Here is a 19423-nt window from a genome sequence, read left to right as displayed (position 1 = left end):
AGTAGCTTCTCATCATTAAATGGTTCAACACTTTGGTTTGTGCTTCTTTTGATTTTTATATCTTCAAGTAGATAACCTCTATGCTCACTTCCATCATTTTCATAATGATTTGGTAAGTCATCAAAGCTTAGATCTCTAAAGCCAGCCTTTAGTCCAAGAGATGAAGTGTACAATATTGTATCTTCGGCAACTAGCCCTAACTCATTTGCAATGTCATTTAACTCATAGCCATGGTAAGGAAGTGCTGCGTTTGTTGGGTTTACTCTCTTGTTTATAGAAGTTAGTGTCCCCTCTTGTTGGTTCATTGCAGGCATATCTAAATCACCGTTACCTAAAGCAGTTATAGTAAAGTCTGCTTTTGTGTTATACCCAACGGTAAAGGAACCTCTCTCATCATCAAGATCACAAATAAGAGCGACACCTAAAGAGTTAGTAAGTGGTGGGATTATAGTTAATTTAATATCACTACATTTCTCAACTAATGCAACAAGTCTTGCAATGTTTTTAGAGTTTGGATGATTATACATATCCTCTCCTACAATCATTGCGAAACTATCTTTTTTATTAAGGTTTTTCTCTAAAGTTTCCATAAAACTATCATCTAGCCCTAAGATTTCTAAAAGAGCGTTATCATCAACTTCTACCTCTTTAGATACTTTTTTAGGCACCATTTTTTTCTTTTCTATCTCAACTTCTTCCTCTTCACCAGTTTCTTCATTTAGTTTCATCTCTTTAACAATTTCTACAACTTCTTCTTTTATAGTCTCTTCTATAGTCACCATCTTTTTAGAGTGAAAACCATCTAGATACTCAAACACCTTTACGGGAAGTTTTTCTTTGTCTGCAAATAAGTCTAAGATAAGGTAGAGTGCAACTTCTTCTTGAAGTGGAGCGTGAGTAACTGTCATAATGCTCTTGCCAAGTCCCTCGATAATTGGATCTTTAAGAGGGTGAAAATATAAACCAGCACCTTTATTTACAGTCATGGAGTTGTTAAGTGCGTATCTCGCATTTGGATTGTCACTCTTGAGTGCAGCACCTATTGAGATAACAAAGTTAGAGTTATGAGTGGATTTTAAGTCTCCGCTATAGAGCATACTTCCACTTACCTCACTATAGTTTTTCAAAAAGGTCTGATATGATTTTGCTTCTTTATTTATAAGCTTATAGCCATGTTTTTCTTTTAAACTTTGTAGTATAAAAGCCTCTTCATTTGTTATGGTAGAAGTAAACTCTATAGTGTCAGCCTTCTTAAAAGCTTCTATAGCAGATGCAAAGGCTTTTTCATCTTTAGATGCGACTCTATTTTCATAATCAAATCCATATCTACCTGCTCCACAAAGTGAAACATAGTTCCACTCATTCATAACTCTATAAATTTTTCTCGTATCGTCTGAAACACTTGTATGTTTTACATCGTAATATATTTGACACCCTGCAGAACAGTGTCCACAAGTTGCAGGAACCTGGGTTAACTCCCATGCGTTTGATTTGTACATAAAGTGAGTATCTACTAATGCTCCAACAGGACAAACTGCTGCACACTCTCCACAACTTGTACAGTCAAGAACATCAGTTCCATTTGTAAGTCCGATAAGTGATTTATTTAGTTTGTTCCACATTGAGTAAGCATCTTTTGGCATACTCTCTTTATACTCAGCTTCAAGTGCATCTCCGCCGCGAGGAACAGTCTTAAGAGAGTTATCACCTATCATATCCTTACATACAGTCACACATCTCTCACAAACTATACAAAGACCTGGATCATAGTGGATATGCCCCCAATCATGTGAACTTCTATCTACATCTTTTACTGCATAACTTTGAGAATCAACTCCCATCTCTAGAGTATAGTTTTGTAGTTCACATTCGCCTGATTGGTCACACACGCCACATTGAAGAGGATGGTTTACATCGTAAACTTCCATAATCGCACGGTGCTCTTTAGCAATTGTTTCTGTCTTTGTTGTAATGCTCATGCCTTCTTTGCTTTTTGCATTACAAGCATAAACTTGTTTGCCATCAGCTTCAACAAGACAGATACGACAAGCTAGAGTCGGGCTACATCTTGTTAAGTAGCAGATAGCTGGAATAAAGATATCATTAGCACGAGCGGCATTTAAAATATACTCTCCCTCTTGCGTCTGGATCTCTTTACCATCAATATTTATAGTAATTTTATTCATTATACTACTCTCACTATTTTGGTTTTTTCAAATCTATATCTACTTGAATCAAGTGTCCCATCAAAAGTAGGATTTAGTGCTATCGTACCTTTTAGATCACTATCGAGCTTAAACTCTCTTTGCAAAGTTTTAGAGTTAAAAGTCATCTCTATTTTATCTCCATCGGAGATTTTTGCAGCTGCTGCAAACTGAGCTGAGCCTCTTAAAGTTATATCTTTTTCTAATTGCTTTGTCTTGTTTGTATATGCATTAAACTGTAAGACTGGATTTGAATGATATATAATTGTACCATTGAATTCTGGTAAATCCTCTATTTCTTCTAGTTCTCCATAAGCTTCACACATTATCTCATCAAGAATATAACCTCTGTTGTCCTCTCCATCTTTAGATAAAAAGTTTTGCAACTTATCAAATTCAACTGCTTTAAATCCAGCTTTTTTATCTAATTCATCTGTATAATCAACTGTATTTCTAGCCTTTATTCCACAAGCTACTGCAAGATCATTTAGAGTATAACCCTCATAACTAAGTGCAACATTGGTAGGTAGAACTCTATTGTCAACACTTACAAAAGTTCCCTCTTGCTGATTTAGTGCTCCAACATAAAAATCTGCCGACCCAACCGAAGAGATAGTAAAATCTCCCTTTGCGTTATAACCTACAACCGAGTCTATATTTTCATCTAGATCTAGATCACAAATTAGAGAAACTCCAAGAGTGTTTACATCATTTGGGATTACAACTAAAGAAAATGAGCTATATTTTTCTATCATCGCTGCAAGTTTTGCTATGTTTTTTGAACGCTTATGTGAGATGATATCGCTTCCAATAATTAAAACACGGTTTTGTGCTCTTGTGAATGATTTCATCATAAGGTCAAACTCTTCTTCACCAATATTACTCTCTGCACCTAAGTAACCAAGATCTAGATCATCAAAAAATGCTCTCTCACTCTGGCTTAGTTCTACATCTGCAAGTATCGCATTTGCTAAAAGAGCCATTACACCCTCTTCAGTTCCAACTTCATACTTCATAAGTTGAGTGATAGTGTTTTGCATAAGCACATCTTCTATAGGATGTGCATAAACTATCTTTGCACCATTATGCTTTGCAGCAGTAGTTAGCGCATATCTTACAGCTGGATTATCAGTTGCAACTTTGCTTCCTATAATAATGGCAGCATCCGCTTGTTTTATAGCATCAAGTGAACCACTATGGTGTAGTTTTGAACTAATAGAACTATAAGAGTTCATAAACTCTTGATATTTTCTAGCATCTTCATTAAAGAGCTTGATCCCAAGTTTTTGCTTTAAAAGGTTTAAGATATGAGCTTCTTCATTTGTTATCATAGATGAAAAACGAATCGCTTTAGCACTCATGAGAGCCTCTTTTGCTCTTAAAAATGCTACTTTATCGCTAACATTTTTGTTATCAAAATCAAAACCAAATCTTCCTGCACCACAAAGTGATGTGTATTCAAAATTATTTTTTACTCTATAGATAGAATCATCTCCGTTTATTGATGTGTGTCTTGTCTCATACTCTAGTGGACAGCCACCAGAACAGTGTGCACAAGTAGCTGGTACTTGGCTAAGCTCCCAAGCATTTGCACTATACTTGAAATTTGAGCTAATGAGTGCCCCAACAGGACAGACTGCTATACACTCTCCACAAAAAGTACAATCAAGAACATCTGAGTTTTTAGGGATAATTCTTGAACTGTAACCACCAAATTCTATGTCAATAGCATCATCGCCTATAACCTCATTACAAACATGAACACACTTCTCACATAAAATGCACAGAGACTCATCATAATTTATAAGTCCCCACTCTTTTACGCCCTTTGACTGATCACGAGCTGAGAAGTTTTGTCTACTTACATTAAACTCTAGTGTTTTATTTTGTAAGTCACACTCGCCTGACTTATCACAAACACCACACTCTAGCGGATGATTTACATCATAGAGCTTCATGATATTTGTTCGCTCACGCTCTAGTTCTGGAGTATTTGTTGTTATCTCAATGCCCTTAGTTGGTGGAGTGTTACAAGAGAGCACAAACCCATCAACTCCACTCGCTTCAACCACACACATACGACAAGATGCACACGGCGTAGTTTTTGAGATATAGCACATTGTCGGGATGTAGATATCATGTCTGCGAGCTACATTTAGTATTGTCTCACCTCTCTTTGCTTCTACAGAGATACCGTCAATTTTAAAATTAATCAAATCACTCATATATCCCCTCCCCTTTAAGTTGCTATCATTGCTATGTAGTAGCAACGCATACAGCGGTCAGCTTCACTAATCGCTTCTTCTTGAGTAAATCCAAGATTTACCTCTTTGTTATTCGTTATACGAATATCAACTGCTAATTTTTGACTATTTTGTCTAGGAAGACCTGGGAGCCAACCTGTTACTTTTTCTTTTTTATCATAGACTCTGAGTTTACGAAGATGGTCTTCCATAATCTCATCATCACTTAGTGTGATCTCTCCACTATGTAAGTATCTATTCATAACTGATGCAGCACGTTTTGCTTGACCTACTGCATTTACAATAGTCATAGGACCATATTCACAATCTCCTGAAGCAAAGATACCTCTTTTTGATGTCATATAGTCTTTACCATTTGTCTTAATAGTTCCCCAAGAAGTCATCTCTAACTCCCACTCTTTTGGAAGTAGATCTAAGTCAGCTGATTGAGAGACTGCTGGAATTATATAGTCAGTCTCTATGCTATAAGATGCACCTTCAACTTTAACTAACTGAGCACGACCTCCGTCTGGATCTGGAACTAACTCAAACTTATCTATAAGAAGTGATTTTAAAACATCTTCTTCATCAACCATAGTATTAACAGCTGAGTGAAAAAGAAACTCAACACCCTCTTCTACTGCTTCATGGTACTCTTCATAAGTAGTGTTTTTAATGATAGTTTCTTCATCACGACGATAGATCATATAGACTTTTTTAGCATTTGCACGAATAGCACAACGGACAACATCCATAGATGTAAATCCACCACCAACACAAACAACAGTTTTACCACTTAGATCTACTCTCTTGCCTATCTCATACTTATCCCAAAGGTTGATTTTGTCTAGCATCTCAATAGCTGACCAATAACCTTTTATCTCAGGTCTCTCATTATCACAACGGATCTCTTTTGATATTCTAGTTCCAGTTGCAACCATCATAGCATCGTATTCTTTCTCAAAGCGTCTCATATCATCAGCGCTAATTTTGCTATTAGTTATGAAATTTACGCCCATATCTCTAACGCACTCAATGTCTTGGTTATACTTATCTACAGGCATTCTATATTCAGGAACACCAACTGCAACCTCGCCACCAAGAACTGGAAGCTCTTCATAAACATCAACTTCAACACCCTCAGCCGCTAAGTAGTAAGCATTTGTAAGCCCTGCAGGACCAGCACCGATAACTGCTACTCTTTTGCCATTTTTTTGTTTTTTCTCTATAGGGTGAAAAAATCCAAAACCATGATCAGTTTCATAATCAGCTCCAAGACGCTTTAGCTCCATAATAGATATAGGCTCATCAAGATTTGTTCTTCTACAAGCATCTTCACATGGATGAGGACAAACACGACCACAAACATGAGCTAGCGGCATAGTCTGCCTTGTAGCTTCAAGCGAGTCATCAAACCTCAGATCTCTAACACCCTCGATATAAGCAGGAATATCAACATGAGCTGGACACATATCAGTACATGGTGCGGTTATTTTTGCGATATAACTAACATCATCATTGTAGTGCTTAGATGGTTTTTGATTGTTTATACAATCCATAAAGACATCTTCAAAGTGAGTCATAAGATCTATAATAGGATTTGGAACAGTCTTTCCAATCTCACACTTTGAAGTGATCTGCATACTCTTGCCAATCTCTTTTAGATGATCCATATCGCTAATAGATCCCTCTCCACGAGCAATTTTATCTAGCTGATCATAGAGAATTCTGCCACCCCATCTACCAGGTGCACACCGTCCACAGGCTTCAGAATATACTTGGTATTGTGCAGCGTACTCCATAGCAAGGCGGATAACATCGACATCCTCGTTAAAGAGTGAGACTCCATCCCAACCTATAAAAGCTTTAGATTCACGATGATCATCATAAGTTGCTGGCAAATTATAAGCCGACTCTTCCCACTCGTCTTGAGGTTTGCCGACATTATTAACCAGTTCACCGTTCCAAGTAGAAAAATATACTTTACTCAAAATAAATCCCTAAGCTTTTTTAGCCACGATAGTCCAATCGACTTCGTTAAATTTTAAAGAGTTCATCAACTCATATCCGCTTTTCTTTACCAAATCTGCTGATTTTTGAATAGGAGAAAAATCACCTATTTCAAATAAAAAAATTGCAACTTCACCTACACCATGAGTTTCTAAAATCTCTTTCATTCTAGGCTCGAAATCTGACTTTAAGTGTCTTAAATCATATCTTTTCATTATCTGTCAACCTCTCCAAAAACTATGTTAGTCGTACCAATAATAGAAACAACATCTGGAATATAGTGACCTGGTAGTAGATCTGTTAAGATCCCTGTATGCCAAAAAGATGGAGCACGAACTTTTAGTCTATATGGATATGGACCGCCTTGAGAGTTTATGAAAAATCCCAACTCTCCTTTTGGTGATTCAGTAGCTACATAAACTTCTCCGACGGGAGGTCTCATACCTTGAGTAACAAGCACAAAGTGCTGCATTAAAGAGTAGTTTTGAGTCATAATATCTAGCTTTGGAGCTGAGACATACTTTGGAGCGTGAGCCATAAGTTCAGTTTGCCCATCTTTTACACACTTCTCATACATATCTATAGTTTGATAGAGTATCTTTGCAGACTCCCTCATCTCTTCCATAAAGATACGATATCTTGCAAAGTTATCACCCTTATCTGAAAAAGGCACATTAAACTCTACTTCATCATAAAGTTCATAAGGTTCCTCTTTGCGAATATCCCAAGCTACTCCTGAAGCTCGAAGCATTGGACCTGAACAACCCCATGAAAGAGCCATCTCAGTTGATACTGTTCCAACCTCTTCCATTCTCATAAGCCAAATACGGTTAGTATCTAAGAGATCTTCATATGTTTTGATATTTTCTGGAAATTTATCTAAGAATGCCTTAAGTTGTGCAATAAAACTATCTTGAATATCTAGTGGAACTCCACCAATACGAATAGCAGCATGAGTAAGTCTTGCTCCACAATAACCCTCGATAATATCCATCAAGTATTCTCTTTCTCTAAATGCATAAAGAAAAACAGTCATTGCACCAATATCTAGTGCAGTTGTTGCAAGCCAAAAGATATGAGACATAAGGCGGTTTATCTCTAAAAGCATCATACGGATAACTTTTGCACGACGAGGAACTTCTAAACCAATAAGCTTCTCAACAGCGAGAGCAAAACCGTAATTATTGGCAGATGATGCGATGTAGTCCATACGGTCAGTAGTTGGCATGAACTCATTGTAGATCATGTTCTCTGCCATCTTCTCCATCCCACGATGAAGGTAACCTATATCTGGATGAGCTTTTGTTATCATCTCTTGTTGAAGATGAAGCATTAAACGCAACTGTCCATGAGCTGATGGATGTTGTGGACCGAAGTTTAAGATAAGCTCATTGTCTTCTCTATCAAAACTGATATTCTCAAAAAACGGGGTTAATCTATTTTTTATTTGTGCCATATCTCTACCTATCTTTGAGGATCATCAATAACAACTGATGACTTTCTATCAAATTTTTTAATCAAGAAAACCCCACCTTCTTCTTGGTAGGACTCTTGATGCTTAGGCTCTTCGCCTGTAATTTCAGCTCCCTTAGGTACTTCATGGCCTAAAAGAGAAAATCTTTGTGAGTCATAACGATCAACTCTCGCAGTGTCACGAATTTCTGGGCCTATGATATCTCTTGCTTCTTTGCCAAAAATCTTATCTACTTCATACCATGCGGCAAACTCATCACCTTGTAGAGGATAAGTCTTAAGCAGTGGGTGACCTTGCCAATCATAAGGCATAAGGATTCTCTTCATAAAAGGGTGTCCATTTGCTTCTATGCCAAACATATCAAACATCTCTCTCTCAGACCAATCAGCCGAGCGAAAAAGTTTTTCAACTGAATTTATTGCTTGGCCTTTTTTTATAAAAGTTTTTATACGGATTCTTTTTCTCTTTGCCATACTTAGCATTTGATAAAAAACCTCAAACCCATCGCGATCTGCTATCCAGTCAATAGCACTCAGCTCTGAGAGTTGAGAGTAGGTTTGTTCATTTTTTAAAAGCTCTAAAACTTTAAAATTATCTTCTGGTTTTATATAAATGACTAATTGTCCAACTTGTATATAAGCATCTAGCACTTCAACTTTGGCTTTAATAGCTTCTAAGTCTGCACTAAAGAGCTCATCACTCTCTGGTGCACTCTTAGCGACTTGTGGAGACTTGTAAAATCTATCTGTATAGTATGGTTTTTTCTGTACATCATCTTTAGGTTTATAAGCTCTCATTACATTAACCTTTTTGCTTTTTGTGCTCTTGAAGCGTGATTTGCACGAATCTTTTTCTGTAGTAGCATAACGCCATATTGAAGTGTCTCAGGGCGAGGTGCACAGCCAGGGAGATATAGATCTACTGGAATGATTCTATCTACTCCTTGAACAGTTGCATAAGTGTTAAACATACCGCCAGTATTTGCACATGAACCCATAGAGATAACCCATCTAGGCTCAGTCATCTGGTCGTAGAGTCTTTTTATGAACTCTGCGTGTTTTTTTGTAAGCGTTCCAGCAACTATCATAACATCGGCTTGTCTTGGAGATGCACGAAAGATGGTTCCAAAGCGGTCAAAGTCATATCTAGATGCACCAGATGCCATCATCTCAATCCCACAACATGCAAGACCGTAAGTCAGTGCCCAAAGCGAATTTGAGCGACCCCAGTTAACTATTTTATCTATACTTGTGAGTGCTACAGGTAAACCAGCATTTTGCGTATAATTTACTTTATGTTGTGCCATTCAAGTGCTCCTTTTTTCCATGCGTATATAAAACCGATAGTTAACAAAAATATAAACATTAACATCTCAGCAAAACCAAACCAACCAAGTAGCCTAAAATCTACCGCCCATGGAAACATGAAAACGATCTCAACATCAAATAGTAAAAACAGAAGTGCAAATAGATAAAACTGCGGCGAAATTCTATTTGGCTGTTTAGTTACCTCTGGTCCACACTCGTAAACCGAGAGTTTGATTTTTTCACTATCCTTAGCTGCTAATGCACGACTCGCTAAACGAGCTATTACCGTTGTAGTTTTAAATGCACCAAATGTTATAACAAATAGTACAAATACACCAAAATACGGATTTGAAGTCACTATATGCTCCATACAACCTACCTTTAAATAATTTTTTCCTTGTTTACTCACAAAAGGGTCAAGAAAAAACAGTTAGTGCACTATATCAAAAAGAGTATTAAATATAATATACAAAAAGTAGAAGAATTTTAAAATGTCACTAAATGATACATCTTTTTTTGAAGTTTGTAACATAGGGGTAGATTTGTAACATTAGTAGTTTTTATAGGTGCAAAAGTGCTGAAAAGCTCCTTAAGATAGAGATTATATTTTATTTGAATAATTATAAGAATGTGTAATATAGAGACATTTTGATTTTTTCTGAGTTATCTTACGTTGTATTTTTATGAATATACAAAGATTTAACACTACCTATTGATCAAACCAAGCCTACTGATATTAAGCCACATTTTTGATTGTGTTGATATAATTTTATTCAATTAAAGTGAGTCTTATATTTAGAAATTAGATCTCGACTTTGTAGCCCTCAAAAACATTATCTTAGCTACTTATCTACAAGTAGTTTAGCAACAAAAAAGGAAAAAATTGTTAGCAAAATATTTAAAAAAAGATGAATGGTTTGGAAACATCAAAGGTGACACTCTCTCTGGAATCGTAGTAGCATTAGCACTTATCCCAGAAGCTATCGCTTTTTCTATTATTGCAGGTGTGGATCCAAAAGTTGGTCTTTATGCCTCTTTTTCTATCGCGATTATCACAGCATTTTTTGGTGGTCGTCCTGGGATGATTAGTGCAGCAACTGGGGCTATGGCTCTACTTATGGTTTTACTTGTTAAAGAGCACGGCTTAGAGTATCTCTTAGCGGCAACTGTTCTTACAGGTATCTTGCAAATGGTTGCTGGATATTTTAAACTCGGGCAGCTAATGAGCTTTGTTCCACGCGCAGTTGTAGTTGGTTTTGTAAATGCCTTGGCCATTCTCATCTTTATGGCGCAACTTCCAGAACTTACAAATGTTACATGGCATGTTTACGCTCTTACAGCTGCTGGACTTGGTATCATCTACCTCTTTCCTTATGTACCAAAGATAGGAAAGCTTCTTCCCTCGCCACTTGTTACTATTGTAGTAATAACTCTTGTAGCCATTTTTATGGGACTTGATGTTCGTACAGTAGGTGATATGGGTGCGCTCCCAGATACACTTCCTATCTTTTTAATTCCAGATATTCCTCTTAACTTTGAGACCTTTATGATTATCTTGCCATACTCTATATCACTTGCGATGGTTGGTCTGTTAGAATCTCTTATGACTGCTACAATTGTTGATGATCTAACAGACACAAAAAGTGATAAAAATAGAGAGTGTAAAGGGCAAGGGATTGCAAATATAGCAGCAGGTTTTACTGGTGGTATGGCAGGTTGTGCGATGATAGGACAATCAGTTATAAATATAAAATCAGGTGGACGAGGTCGTCTCTCTACTTTTTTAGCTGGTTTCTTTTTGCTTATCATGGTTGTGTTTTTAAGTGATATTATCTCTGTCATCCCCATGGCTGCACTTGTAGCTGTTATGATTATGGTCTCCATTGGAACTTTTGATTGGGGATCTATTAAAAATCTTAAAACTCTTCCTATCTCTACAAATGTAGTGATGCTCTCAACTGTTGTTGTTGTTGTATTTACGCACAACTTAGCTCTTGGTGTTTTTGTAGGTGTGCTTCTAGCTTCACTTTTCTTTGCAAATAAGATCAGTCATCTTATGTACAATGAAAGTTCTTACGATGAAGTCAATGATACTCGTACATATAGAGTTGTCGGACAAGTATTTTTTAACAGTGCAGACAAACTTTATGATTCTTTTGATTTTAAAGAAGTTGTAGAAAATGTTGTGATAGACTTATCAAACGCTCATTTTTGGGATATTTCAGCTGTTCATGCTCTTGATAAGGTAGTTATAAAACTTCGCCGTAATGGTGCAGATGTAAAACTCATTGGACAAAACAAAGCGAGTGCTACAATCATCGATAGATTTGGGATCCACGATAAGCCAGAAGAGATCAAAAAAATGATGGGAGGACATTAGAATTATGCAAAATATTAACGATATAAATGAGGCAATTTTCGCCTGTGTAGATGGTTCAAAGTTTTCAGAAGCTGTTTGTGATTATGCGCTTGAAATTGCAGAGCAACTCAAGCTACCATTAGTACTTCTAAACACCATAGAACACCCAAACATTTCTTCAATAACTAACCTCTCTGGAAACCTTATTTTAGGAGAAAGAGAAGATCTACTAGAAGATCTCTCAGAAGAAGATGCAGTTAAGAACAAAGAAACTCGCACAAAAGGTAAAGAACTTCTCTCTTCACTTAAAGCAAAAGTTCTTACAAAAGGCTATACAAACGTTATTACGCTTCAGCGTCATGGTACACTCTATGAAAATCTCAAAGATTTCGAAGATAAGCTTCGTGTAGTTCTCTTTGGCGTCTCAGGTATGGGAAGCTTAGATGAAGAGATGGAGATAGGTGCTGGAGTCGAAGACATCATCCGTGATATAGATGCACCCATTATACTTATCAACAAAGATTACACACCTATCAAAAAAGTAATGATCGCCTTTAATGGTGCAAGTGGATCTGTACGCGCTCTTGAAGAAGTATCTGCATCACCGATGTTTGCAAAAGAGATAAAACGCTATATCGTAACTGTAGATAAAAATATACAAAAAGCTCAAGATCTTTCACATCAAGCAAAAGATCTTATCCAAGACTTATCTCTTAATTGTGAATATATTTCAAAGGAAGGAGAGGCGTTAGAGAGTATTTTAGACTCTATTGCAACTAATGATATTGATATTCTTGCTATTGGATCTTATAGCCATGGAAAAATCAAATCTGCTCTCTTTGGAAGTTTTACCACCAAACTTATCAAAAATGTAAAAATTCCACTTATTGTTTTAAAATAAGTAAGCAAGCTATTTAAAAGTATTTGAGAGTTATAATTTTTTATACTAATAGTTAAAAGGAGTTCTAATGTATTTTTCTAAAACAGTAGCAATTTTATTGCTAACAAGTTCTTTGACCTTTGCTCAAACTCTAGAAGATGGAAGATTTTATATAGGTGCAAATATAGGAATGAACATACCAACTGTAGATGCACAGAGTAATGATGATGGAAGAAAATCATCTATGACACTTGGCAAAGCTGCTGCAATGTATGATTTACATGTTGGTTGGCGTATATATCTAGAAAATAGTTTTCATGGTATTGAGTTTTCATTTAAAGATTCAAATGCTGAGGGGAACTATGTGATGAATGCTTCATCAAATTTTGGCGGTGATTTTTATACTAATAAATCATATGATCTTAGTTATAAAGGCGGTTACGAGTTCACACCTAAAACATATCTAACTGGTCGTATTGGATATGGAAGAATAGATGTTGCTCACTCTATCAGAGGCAGTAGTGAAATTCTAAATGGAACATTTAATGATTCTATAAACGCTTTTATTTTAGGTTTAGGTTTAGAGTATGCCATAACTTCAAATGTAAACATGACTGCTGAATACAATTATCGTTTTGGAGAAGATATTGAAAAACGACATATGTATTTAGATAACAGTGGAGACTATACGGATATAAAAGGTGATTTCACAGATCATTCTCTTTTACTGGGTGTAAATTACCTATTTTAATATTTTTCTTGCTCCACACCCACCCCTTGGGTGGAGTGCAAACAGATCCCTATGCACTCTTCTTTTCTTATAGTTCATTATCAATACATCAAATTCGCTCGTAACTTATCTCTAGTGGAGTGAGGTATATAAGTACCTAGCATCTTAACCGTGTTGGCAAAGTAGGATAACTCTTCAAGTGCAAGTATTACATTTGCTTCATCTGGATGCCCATCTATGTCTATGTGAAACTGAGAAAGCGTTAAGGTTCCACTTCCAGAATAACTCTCTATTTTTATAATATTTACACCATTAGTTGCAAAGCCACCAAGTACTTTATAGAGTGCTGCTGGTATGTTTCTTACTTCAAATAAAATAGAAGTAATGTATTTTTGATCTACTTCAAACTCAGGAATAGTCTGTTTTTTTGAGAGCACAAGAAAGCGAGTAGTATTGTTTTTTATATCTTGAAACCCTTCTTCTAAAATCTCTAAGTCGTAGATCTCAGCCGCTAAACTAGATGCTATTGCAGAGTGAGTCTTGTCTTGCATATCTATAAGTTCTTGTGCAGATCCTGCTGTGTCAAACTTTGCACGAGCTTCAAGATTGTACTTTTCTATGTGAGCTTTACACTGGGCAAGTGCTTGAGGATGAGAAGACACGCTCTTTAGATCTTGTAGTTTTGTGTTTGGAAGCACAAGAAGACAGTGGTTGACTGGTTGGTAATACTCATCCACAATAAATAGTTTCATCTTTGGTATAAGTCTATAGATCTCTTCTACTCTACCAGCAGTTGAATTCTCCATAGGAATCATCGCAATGTCAGCTTTACCCTCTTCAACCAAATACATAGTCTCATCAAAAGATCTACACGCTATTACTTCATACTCAGGAAATTTATTGTAACAAGCTAAATGAGAGTAAGCCCCTTTTACACCCTGAAATGCAACTTTTTTTTTCATCTTTTTTTTCCTTTTTCTTCTACATTTTATGAAGTTTTAGTTTTGAGATTATACATAAATTAAGGTTTAGCCTAAATACTTTAATATTAAAAATATTTATACTTCTAAAAACGATATAATCTCTTTTTTAAAAATACTAAAAAGCACTCTTATGAAATACTTAGTTACTCTACTTTTTTTTACTTCTTTACTCTTAGCAAAACAGGACTTTACAATACAACCAGCTGGAATAATTCAACTCCGATATGACGCCCACCATATAGACTACACCTCTTTGGGGCAACAAGTATTAAAAGAAAAAGAGATCACTTATAATGACTATATAGTAGGTGGAACTCTTGGCGTGCAAGCTTCATGGGAGGGCTTTACTTTAAATACACTTGCTTATGGAGTAGGAAGACTTCATAGTAAAGATGAAAATAATCTCAAAAATGTAAAGTCTTTTTATAACAACGATTTAGATGGTTTTTTATATGTAGGTGAATTAAGCATTAAAAAAAGCTTCGATGCTCACTCTGTGACAATAGGCAGACAAACTTATGACACTCCTTTAGTAAATAAAAACTTCCGTATTACTCAAAACGCTTATGAGGGTTTAAACTACAGTTACGCTAACGGTGCTTTTAATTTTAAGAGTCTCTACTTTTACAAAATAGCCTCTTCAACCATGGCAAATAATGTACCATTTAACCATAAATATGGCTTTTTAGGCTACGGTCTAGGTTACAACTCAGGCGGTTACACAACTCTCTCAAAACACATTATAAACAAAGATCTTGCAACTAATGGAGCTATTCATTTTCTTGCTAAATATGGAGAAAAAGAACAACACCTGAGTTTTGAAAATCTTTTTGTAGATAATTTTTTCAACACTTTAAATCTTACTCTCTCATATAATATAGAAAATTTTTATATAAAAACAGGAATGATCTACCAATTTTCAGTAGGCGATAAACATATAGAAAAACACATTGAACCTGCTCAATTTGGTAAAAAACTAGAATCATATCACTATCAACTAGAACTAAAATACAAAAATGAAAAAGTTCAAATAGCTTATAGTATAGCTTCAACTCCTAGCAATAAAAACGCCATATATAATGGTACTTTAATGAGCCCATTTTCAAATCAAGCCTCTTGGTTAGTAGGTCTTAACACTTCTCACTCAACCATTGCAGACACTCTTTCGCAAAAAATCTCTTTACTTACTCACACAAAGTTTTATAAGATCCCCATCGTGTTTTCAACTGCTTATATTAGGTATGACATTGGCAAAAATAACAATTTAACAGCAAACGCTATAGATACATCAGAACTCTATTTGCACTTACAAGGCTATTTCTCAAAAAACATAAGTGCAAAGATCCAGTACTCTTATGTGCAAAATTATGATCCACTAAGATACAAGTCATTTAACACAAAACTAGCCTTAGAGTATAAGTTTTAAAACTTCTTCATATGTTTTGTATCCAGAAGACATCTCTACAACTTTGTTTTGTTTTACATAGATCAGACTAGGCATTCCTCTAGCACCGAGCTTTGCTGCTAGTGCAAAATCACTCTCAAGTTCTTTTCTCATCTCTTTAGAGTTAAAATATTTTTCAAACTCAGCAATGTCAATATTAAACTCTTCACATATGCTGTGGTAAAATTCCAGTTTTGTTGGATCTAGCCCTTTTGCATAAAACTTTTCTTGAATTTTAGAGAAAAACTTTAGTGCAGTTGAACTATTGTCATCTTTGTCTTTTAGCATTTTTTTTACAATAAAAACACTAAGACAAGCTGGCTGGGTGTCATAGTTAAACTCTTGTAGATCTAGTAGTGAGTAGACAAATTTTTGACCTGTTTTTTTATGGATGTTTTGCCATTCGTTTTTTAAAAAACCTCTAAACTGCTCAGTCCAAGGATCTCCACCACCAATTCTAAGTCCACCTAAAACCACACTAAACTTTATGCCCTCTTTTGCACAAAACTCTTGTATTTTTTTAAGCTCCTCAGACATTCCCCAACACCAAGAACACATAGGATCACCTACATAAAAAAGCTCCGCTTGTTCAACATTGAGGTCTACTTCTTTGTCGCCATAACTACCGATCTCACATAAACCAGTTTCACTATCACATGTTTGCATCTATATATCCTTTAATTTCGTACTCTTCGCAAACTCTCTACCAAAGCTTTCGCAAGACTCTAGTTCTTGCAGATCTGGTGTCCACTCTACTCTTAGTCCTTCATTTACAAGTTCAAACCCACTCTCTTTTAATTTTTCATTTAAAACTTTAACGCTCTCGCCACTCCAACCGTAAGATCCAAAAGCTGCCGCCTTTTTTTCTTTAAAGCCTAGTGATTTTATAAGCTCAAATGTGGAGGCTAAAGAGGTTAGAACTCCTTTGTTTACTGTTGGAGATCCGACTAGTATTGCTTTTGACTTGAATACTTCGGACATTACATCGTTTTTGTCTTTTTTACTTAAGTGTAAGAGTTTTACTTTTACCTCTTTGTCTTCTTGCATTAAACCTTTTGCAATAGCTTCTGCCATAACTCTTGTCGCATCCCACATTGTGTCGTAAAGTATTGTGATCTGGTTCTCTTTGTAGTTTGCCGCCCACTTTAAGTAGAGTTCAACTATTTGAGTTGGATTGTCTCTCCAGATCACACCATGAGAGGTACAGATCATATCGATCTCAAGGTTCATTGAAAGTATCTCTTCTATCTTTCTTGTGACTAGTTTATTATACGGGGTAAGTATATTTGCGTAGTATTTTAAGCACTCAATAAAGAGTTCACACTGATCAACTTCGTCGTTAAACAGAGCCGAAGTAGCGTAATGTTGTCCAAAAGCATCATTGCTAAAGAGAATATTGTCACCACTTAGATAACACGCCATACTGTCTGGCCAGTGAAGCATAGGCATCTCTACAAATGTAAGGGTTTTGTTGTTACCTAGATCTAGCGTGTCGCCACTCTTTACAACTACAAAGTTCCACTCTTGGTGAAATTGCCCTTTGAGTGATTTTACACAGTTCTTTGTGCAGTAGATCGGAGTATCAGGGATATAGCTCATAAGTTCTACAAGTGCGCCAGTATGATCTTTTTCTCCATGATTTATAACTATGTAGTCAATCTTTTGTAGATCTATCTTGTTTTTGAGATTTTTTATAAATACATCACAAAAAGACTCTGATACAGTATCTATAAGAACATTTTTCTCTTCTTGGATCAAGTAAGCATTGTAAGAGGAACCTTTATGCGTTGAATATTTAAAACCTTGATAGTGTTCTATCTCCCAGTCAACATTTCCAACATGATAGACATTGTTTTTTATATTAAAATACATTTTAGATTCCTTTTATTATTTTACGCACTAAAACGAACTCGTCCGTTTTAGTGGCAGGGACAATGTTGTCCCTTGCAACCCCCTAAAGCTACGAAAATGGATTTTCGAGAGTTACACAATTACTTGTTTAAAAAACCCATCGACTTTTCGCCATCAAAACTAGCATCTTTTTCTCTTCTTATCTCACGAACAAAGGCTTCAACGCTAAAGACTGGATCTGGCGTGACTGCTATGTTATAAGCCGTATTTTTAATGATCAAGCTTATTTGACCACCAGTTAGTGAGTACTTTGCAAGTTTTTCTACCTCAAAATCCTCTGTATATGGAGCATTGACTGGCAGCATTTTTTTCCAAAGACTAAGTCTTTGAGCCTCATTTGGCTTTTTAAACTCTATCTTATAATTAAAGCGTCTTGAGAATGCTTTGTCAATGTTCTCAAGCAAGTTAGTTGTAGCTATGAGCATACCTTTGAAGTTTTCAATCTGCTCTAAAAAGATGTTTTGCATCTGGTTATGCATCTGCTCAGATCCACTTGTTGTACCACTAGATCTAGCACCTAAGAACTGATCCGCCTCATTTAAAAGCAAAATTGGCTCTGTTTTTGTTTTCTCACTAAGATCATAAAAAGTATCAAAGATTTTGCGAACATTTTTCTCACTCTCTCCAACATACATAGAGAGGATCTTAGAACAGTCAAATGCTAAAACTTGACGTTTGAGAGATTTTGCGAGTGAATAAGCTGTCATTGTTTTACCAGTTCCTGCGTGACCGTAGAAAATTATCCTAGCATCAATTCCGCTTTTTTTATCTTTTACACCCCACTCAACTAAGCGACCAACTACCTCTTTATCAACTTGGCGCATCAAGTTCTCTAAAGTAGTCTCTGTATCTTTTGCCAAAACTACATCATCAAGTGAAGTCTCAGGCTCTATAAGCTCAAAAATATCTTGTTCAACTATAAGTGCATTTAGTTTTAGTCTGCGAACTTTTTTGTTTTTATGTGGATGAATGATACTTTGAAGCACATCATCAACGATATAAAATGCTCTTGAGATCCCACCAAAAGGATTTAACATCTCTTCGTAATCGATGATTCCCTCATTTACAAGGTTTGAGCTCTCTTCTAAAAGTGAACGATTTTTGATGCGCTCATACTCATCTAGTGAGATGAGATCTATAAGCGTGTTCATATCTCTTAGCGACGAATCAGATGCACTATACTCTTCACGAAGAAGAGCTAAAAAGATTATCTCTTCCTTGTATTGGAGCTTTTTTTGTTTGAAAAACTTATCTAAAATAAGCTTTTGAGGAGTTTGTTCCACTCTTAGATTGATTCTGTTTTCTAGAAGCTGAAGCTTTTGCTGAATTCTATCGATCCCCAAAGAGTGTTCATGTACATCTTGGCGTATTGTACTCATCTTTTGATAGAGTTCTATACGAAAAAACTGATCTTGAAGATACTCTAAGTGATCGCTATATGGCTTTATATCTGGCAATTCAACGTCACTTGCTCCATCTTGGAGTAGTTTTAAAAGTGATGGAGTTAGTCCAATAGCAGTGTTTAAAAGCTCTAGCGGTGTTATCTCTGAAACCTTTACAGGTGCGAAGCTTTGTTGATGGATCCAACCTAGTTCTAAAAGTATCTTTACTTCTTTTAAATGTTCTAAGTGCCTATAATCATCACTTGGATAAAGCTCGCTCAAAAGATCTAAAACTAAAATATCATCTTGACCTTGAAGATACTTTTTTGTCAAGTTTTGAAGCAGTAAAGCCTCATTTGCACTACACTTTAGTTGTGTAAATATTTGAGAGGTTTCTATGTTTTTTATCTCTATAAAATCAACTAATATTTTCAATAATATCCTTAAAATCGATAAGCTCAAACTCCTTGAGTTCAATCTTATATTTTATCACAAA

16 protein-coding genes are annotated in these 19423 nt (G+C 35.9%); 4 read left to right on the top strand and 12 right to left on the bottom strand.

Annotated features, from left to right (window positions below):
- The 8 genes from M0Q24_RS07350 to M0Q24_RS07315 all read right to left on the bottom strand — a co-directional run.
- On the bottom strand, positions 1 to 2186 hold a 2186-nt coding region (locus M0Q24_RS07350), incomplete at its 3' end, for an NADH-quinone oxidoreductase subunit G (protein WP_295049008.1).
- Entirely contained in the window at positions 2186 to 4429 is a 2244-nt protein-coding gene (locus M0Q24_RS07345; protein ID WP_295049005.1) for a 2Fe-2S iron-sulfur cluster-binding protein, read from the bottom strand. The genes M0Q24_RS07350 and M0Q24_RS07345, both read right to left, overlap by 1 nt.
- 14 nt (positions 4430 to 4443) lie before the next feature.
- Positions 4444 to 6438, bottom strand: coding sequence for an FAD-dependent oxidoreductase (locus M0Q24_RS07340; RefSeq protein ID WP_295049001.1), 1995 nt, complete (start codon positions 6436 to 6438; stop codon positions 4444 to 4446).
- A gap of 9 nt (positions 6439 to 6447) precedes the next feature.
- Entirely contained in the window at positions 6448 to 6672 is a 225-nt protein-coding gene (locus tag M0Q24_RS07335) for an NADH-ubiquinone oxidoreductase subunit E family protein (protein WP_295048998.1), read from the bottom strand.
- Complete coding sequence (gene nuoD, locus M0Q24_RS07330; RefSeq protein ID WP_295048995.1) at positions 6672 to 7913, bottom strand: NADH dehydrogenase (quinone) subunit D; 1242 nt, start codon at positions 7911 to 7913, stop codon at positions 6672 to 6674. The genes M0Q24_RS07335 and nuoD overlap by 1 nt, the downstream gene beginning before the upstream one ends.
- Before the next feature lie 8 nt (positions 7914 to 7921).
- Positions 7922 to 8728, bottom strand: a complete 807-nt coding sequence (locus M0Q24_RS07325) for an NADH-quinone oxidoreductase subunit C (protein WP_295048992.1) — start codon at positions 8726 to 8728, stop codon at positions 7922 to 7924.
- A complete protein-coding gene (locus M0Q24_RS07320; RefSeq protein WP_295048989.1) occupies positions 8728 to 9237 on the bottom strand; it encodes an NADH-quinone oxidoreductase subunit B family protein in 510 nt (169 codons plus the stop codon). Before M0Q24_RS07320 ends, M0Q24_RS07325 begins: the two co-directional genes overlap by 1 nt.
- On the bottom strand, positions 9219 to 9608 hold the full coding sequence (locus M0Q24_RS07315) for an NAD(P)H-quinone oxidoreductase subunit 3 (RefSeq protein ID WP_295048986.1): 390 nt from the start codon (positions 9606 to 9608) through the stop codon (positions 9219 to 9221). Before M0Q24_RS07315 ends, M0Q24_RS07320 begins: the two co-directional genes overlap by 19 nt.
- 513 nt (positions 9609 to 10121) lie before the next feature.
- Between M0Q24_RS07315 and M0Q24_RS07310 the strand changes: the two genes are divergently transcribed.
- The 3 genes from M0Q24_RS07310 to M0Q24_RS07300 all read left to right on the top strand — a co-directional run bounded on the left by M0Q24_RS07310 (position 10122) and on the right by M0Q24_RS07300 (position 13228).
- Positions 10122 to 11618: a SulP family inorganic anion transporter gene (locus tag M0Q24_RS07310; RefSeq protein WP_295048984.1), complete on the top strand. Its 1497-nt coding sequence runs from the start codon at positions 10122 to 10124 to the stop codon at positions 11616 to 11618.
- A 4-nt stretch (positions 11619 to 11622) separates the two neighbouring features.
- Positions 11623 to 12498 carry a universal stress protein gene (locus M0Q24_RS07305; RefSeq protein WP_295048981.1) on the top strand — a complete coding sequence of 292 codons (876 nt, stop codon included), beginning with the start codon at positions 11623 to 11625 and terminating at the stop codon, positions 12496 to 12498.
- Between the two features lie 67 nt (positions 12499 to 12565).
- Entirely contained in the window at positions 12566 to 13228 is a 663-nt protein-coding gene (locus M0Q24_RS07300; RefSeq protein WP_295048978.1) for an outer membrane beta-barrel protein, read from the top strand.
- Positions 13229 to 13308: 80 nt separating this feature from the next.
- On the opposite strand, the gene M0Q24_RS07295 is transcribed toward M0Q24_RS07300, so the two are convergent.
- Positions 13309 to 14169, bottom strand: a complete 861-nt coding sequence (locus tag M0Q24_RS07295) for a prephenate dehydratase (protein WP_295048975.1) — start codon at positions 14167 to 14169, stop codon at positions 13309 to 13311.
- Positions 14170 to 14320: 151 nt separating this feature from the next.
- On the opposite strand from M0Q24_RS07295, the gene M0Q24_RS07290 reads away from it, so the two are divergent.
- Positions 14321 to 15616, top strand: a complete 1296-nt coding sequence (locus M0Q24_RS07290) for a hypothetical protein (RefSeq protein WP_295048971.1) — start codon at positions 14321 to 14323, stop codon at positions 15614 to 15616.
- Here M0Q24_RS07290 and M0Q24_RS07285 read toward each other — a convergent pair.
- From M0Q24_RS07285 to M0Q24_RS07275, 3 genes are all read right to left on the bottom strand, one after another.
- Positions 15599 to 16300 (bottom strand): DsbA family protein, encoded by a 702-nt coding sequence (locus M0Q24_RS07285; RefSeq protein WP_295048970.1) that lies wholly within the window; start codon positions 16298 to 16300, stop codon positions 15599 to 15601. The genes M0Q24_RS07290 and M0Q24_RS07285 overlap by 18 nt on opposite strands.
- Entirely contained in the window at positions 16301 to 17506 is a 1206-nt protein-coding gene (locus M0Q24_RS07280) for an anaerobic nitric oxide reductase flavorubredoxin (RefSeq protein WP_295048967.1), read from the bottom strand.
- Positions 17507 to 17625: 119 nt separating this feature from the next.
- Complete coding sequence (locus M0Q24_RS07275) at positions 17626 to 19362, bottom strand: ATP-binding protein (protein WP_295048964.1); 1737 nt, start codon at positions 19360 to 19362, stop codon at positions 17626 to 17628.
- Positions 19363 to 19423: the final 61 nt, after the last annotated feature.

Source organism: Sulfurimonas sp. (genome assembly GCF_023228785.1).
GTDB lineage: Bacteria > Campylobacterota > Campylobacteria > Campylobacterales > Sulfurimonadaceae > Sulfurimonas.
This window is presented reverse-complemented; position numbering and strand designations above follow the sequence as displayed.

Bases quoted from the DNA above. Each gene is read 5' to 3' on its own strand.
- M0Q24_RS07325 (WP_295048992.1), bottom strand. From the start codon at position 8,728: ATGAGAGCTTATAAACCTAAAGATGATGTACAGAAAAAACCATACTAT.
- M0Q24_RS07290 (WP_295048971.1), top strand. From the start codon at position 14,321: ATGAAATACTTAGTTACTCTACTTTTTTTTACTTCTTTACTCTTAGCA.
- nuoD (WP_295048995.1), bottom strand. From the start codon at position 7,913: ATGGCACAAATAAAAAATAGATTAACCCCGTTTTTTGAGAATATCAGT.
- M0Q24_RS07285 (WP_295048970.1), bottom strand. From the start codon at position 16,300: ATGCAAACATGTGATAGTGAAACTGGTTTATGTGAGATCGGTAGTTAT.
- M0Q24_RS07300 (WP_295048978.1), top strand. From the start codon at position 12,566: ATGTATTTTTCTAAAACAGTAGCAATTTTATTGCTAACAAGTTCTTTG.
- M0Q24_RS07335 (WP_295048998.1), bottom strand. From the start codon at position 6,672: ATGAAAAGATATGATTTAAGACACTTAAAGTCAGATTTCGAGCCTAGA.
- M0Q24_RS07295 (WP_295048975.1), bottom strand. From the start codon at position 14,169: ATGAAAAAAAAAGTTGCATTTCAGGGTGTAAAAGGGGCTTACTCTCAT.
- M0Q24_RS07315 (WP_295048986.1), bottom strand. From the start codon at position 9,608: ATGGAGCATATAGTGACTTCAAATCCGTATTTTGGTGTATTTGTACTA.
- M0Q24_RS07345 (WP_295049005.1), bottom strand. From the start codon at position 4,429: ATGAGTGATTTGATTAATTTTAAAATTGACGGTATCTCTGTAGAAGCA.
- M0Q24_RS07280 (WP_295048967.1), bottom strand. From the start codon at position 17,506: ATGTATTTTAATATAAAAAACAATGTCTATCATGTTGGAAATGTTGAC.
- M0Q24_RS07305 (WP_295048981.1), top strand. From the start codon at position 11,623: ATGCAAAATATTAACGATATAAATGAGGCAATTTTCGCCTGTGTAGAT.
- M0Q24_RS07320 (WP_295048989.1), bottom strand. From the start codon at position 9,237: ATGGCACAACATAAAGTAAATTATACGCAAAATGCTGGTTTACCTGTA.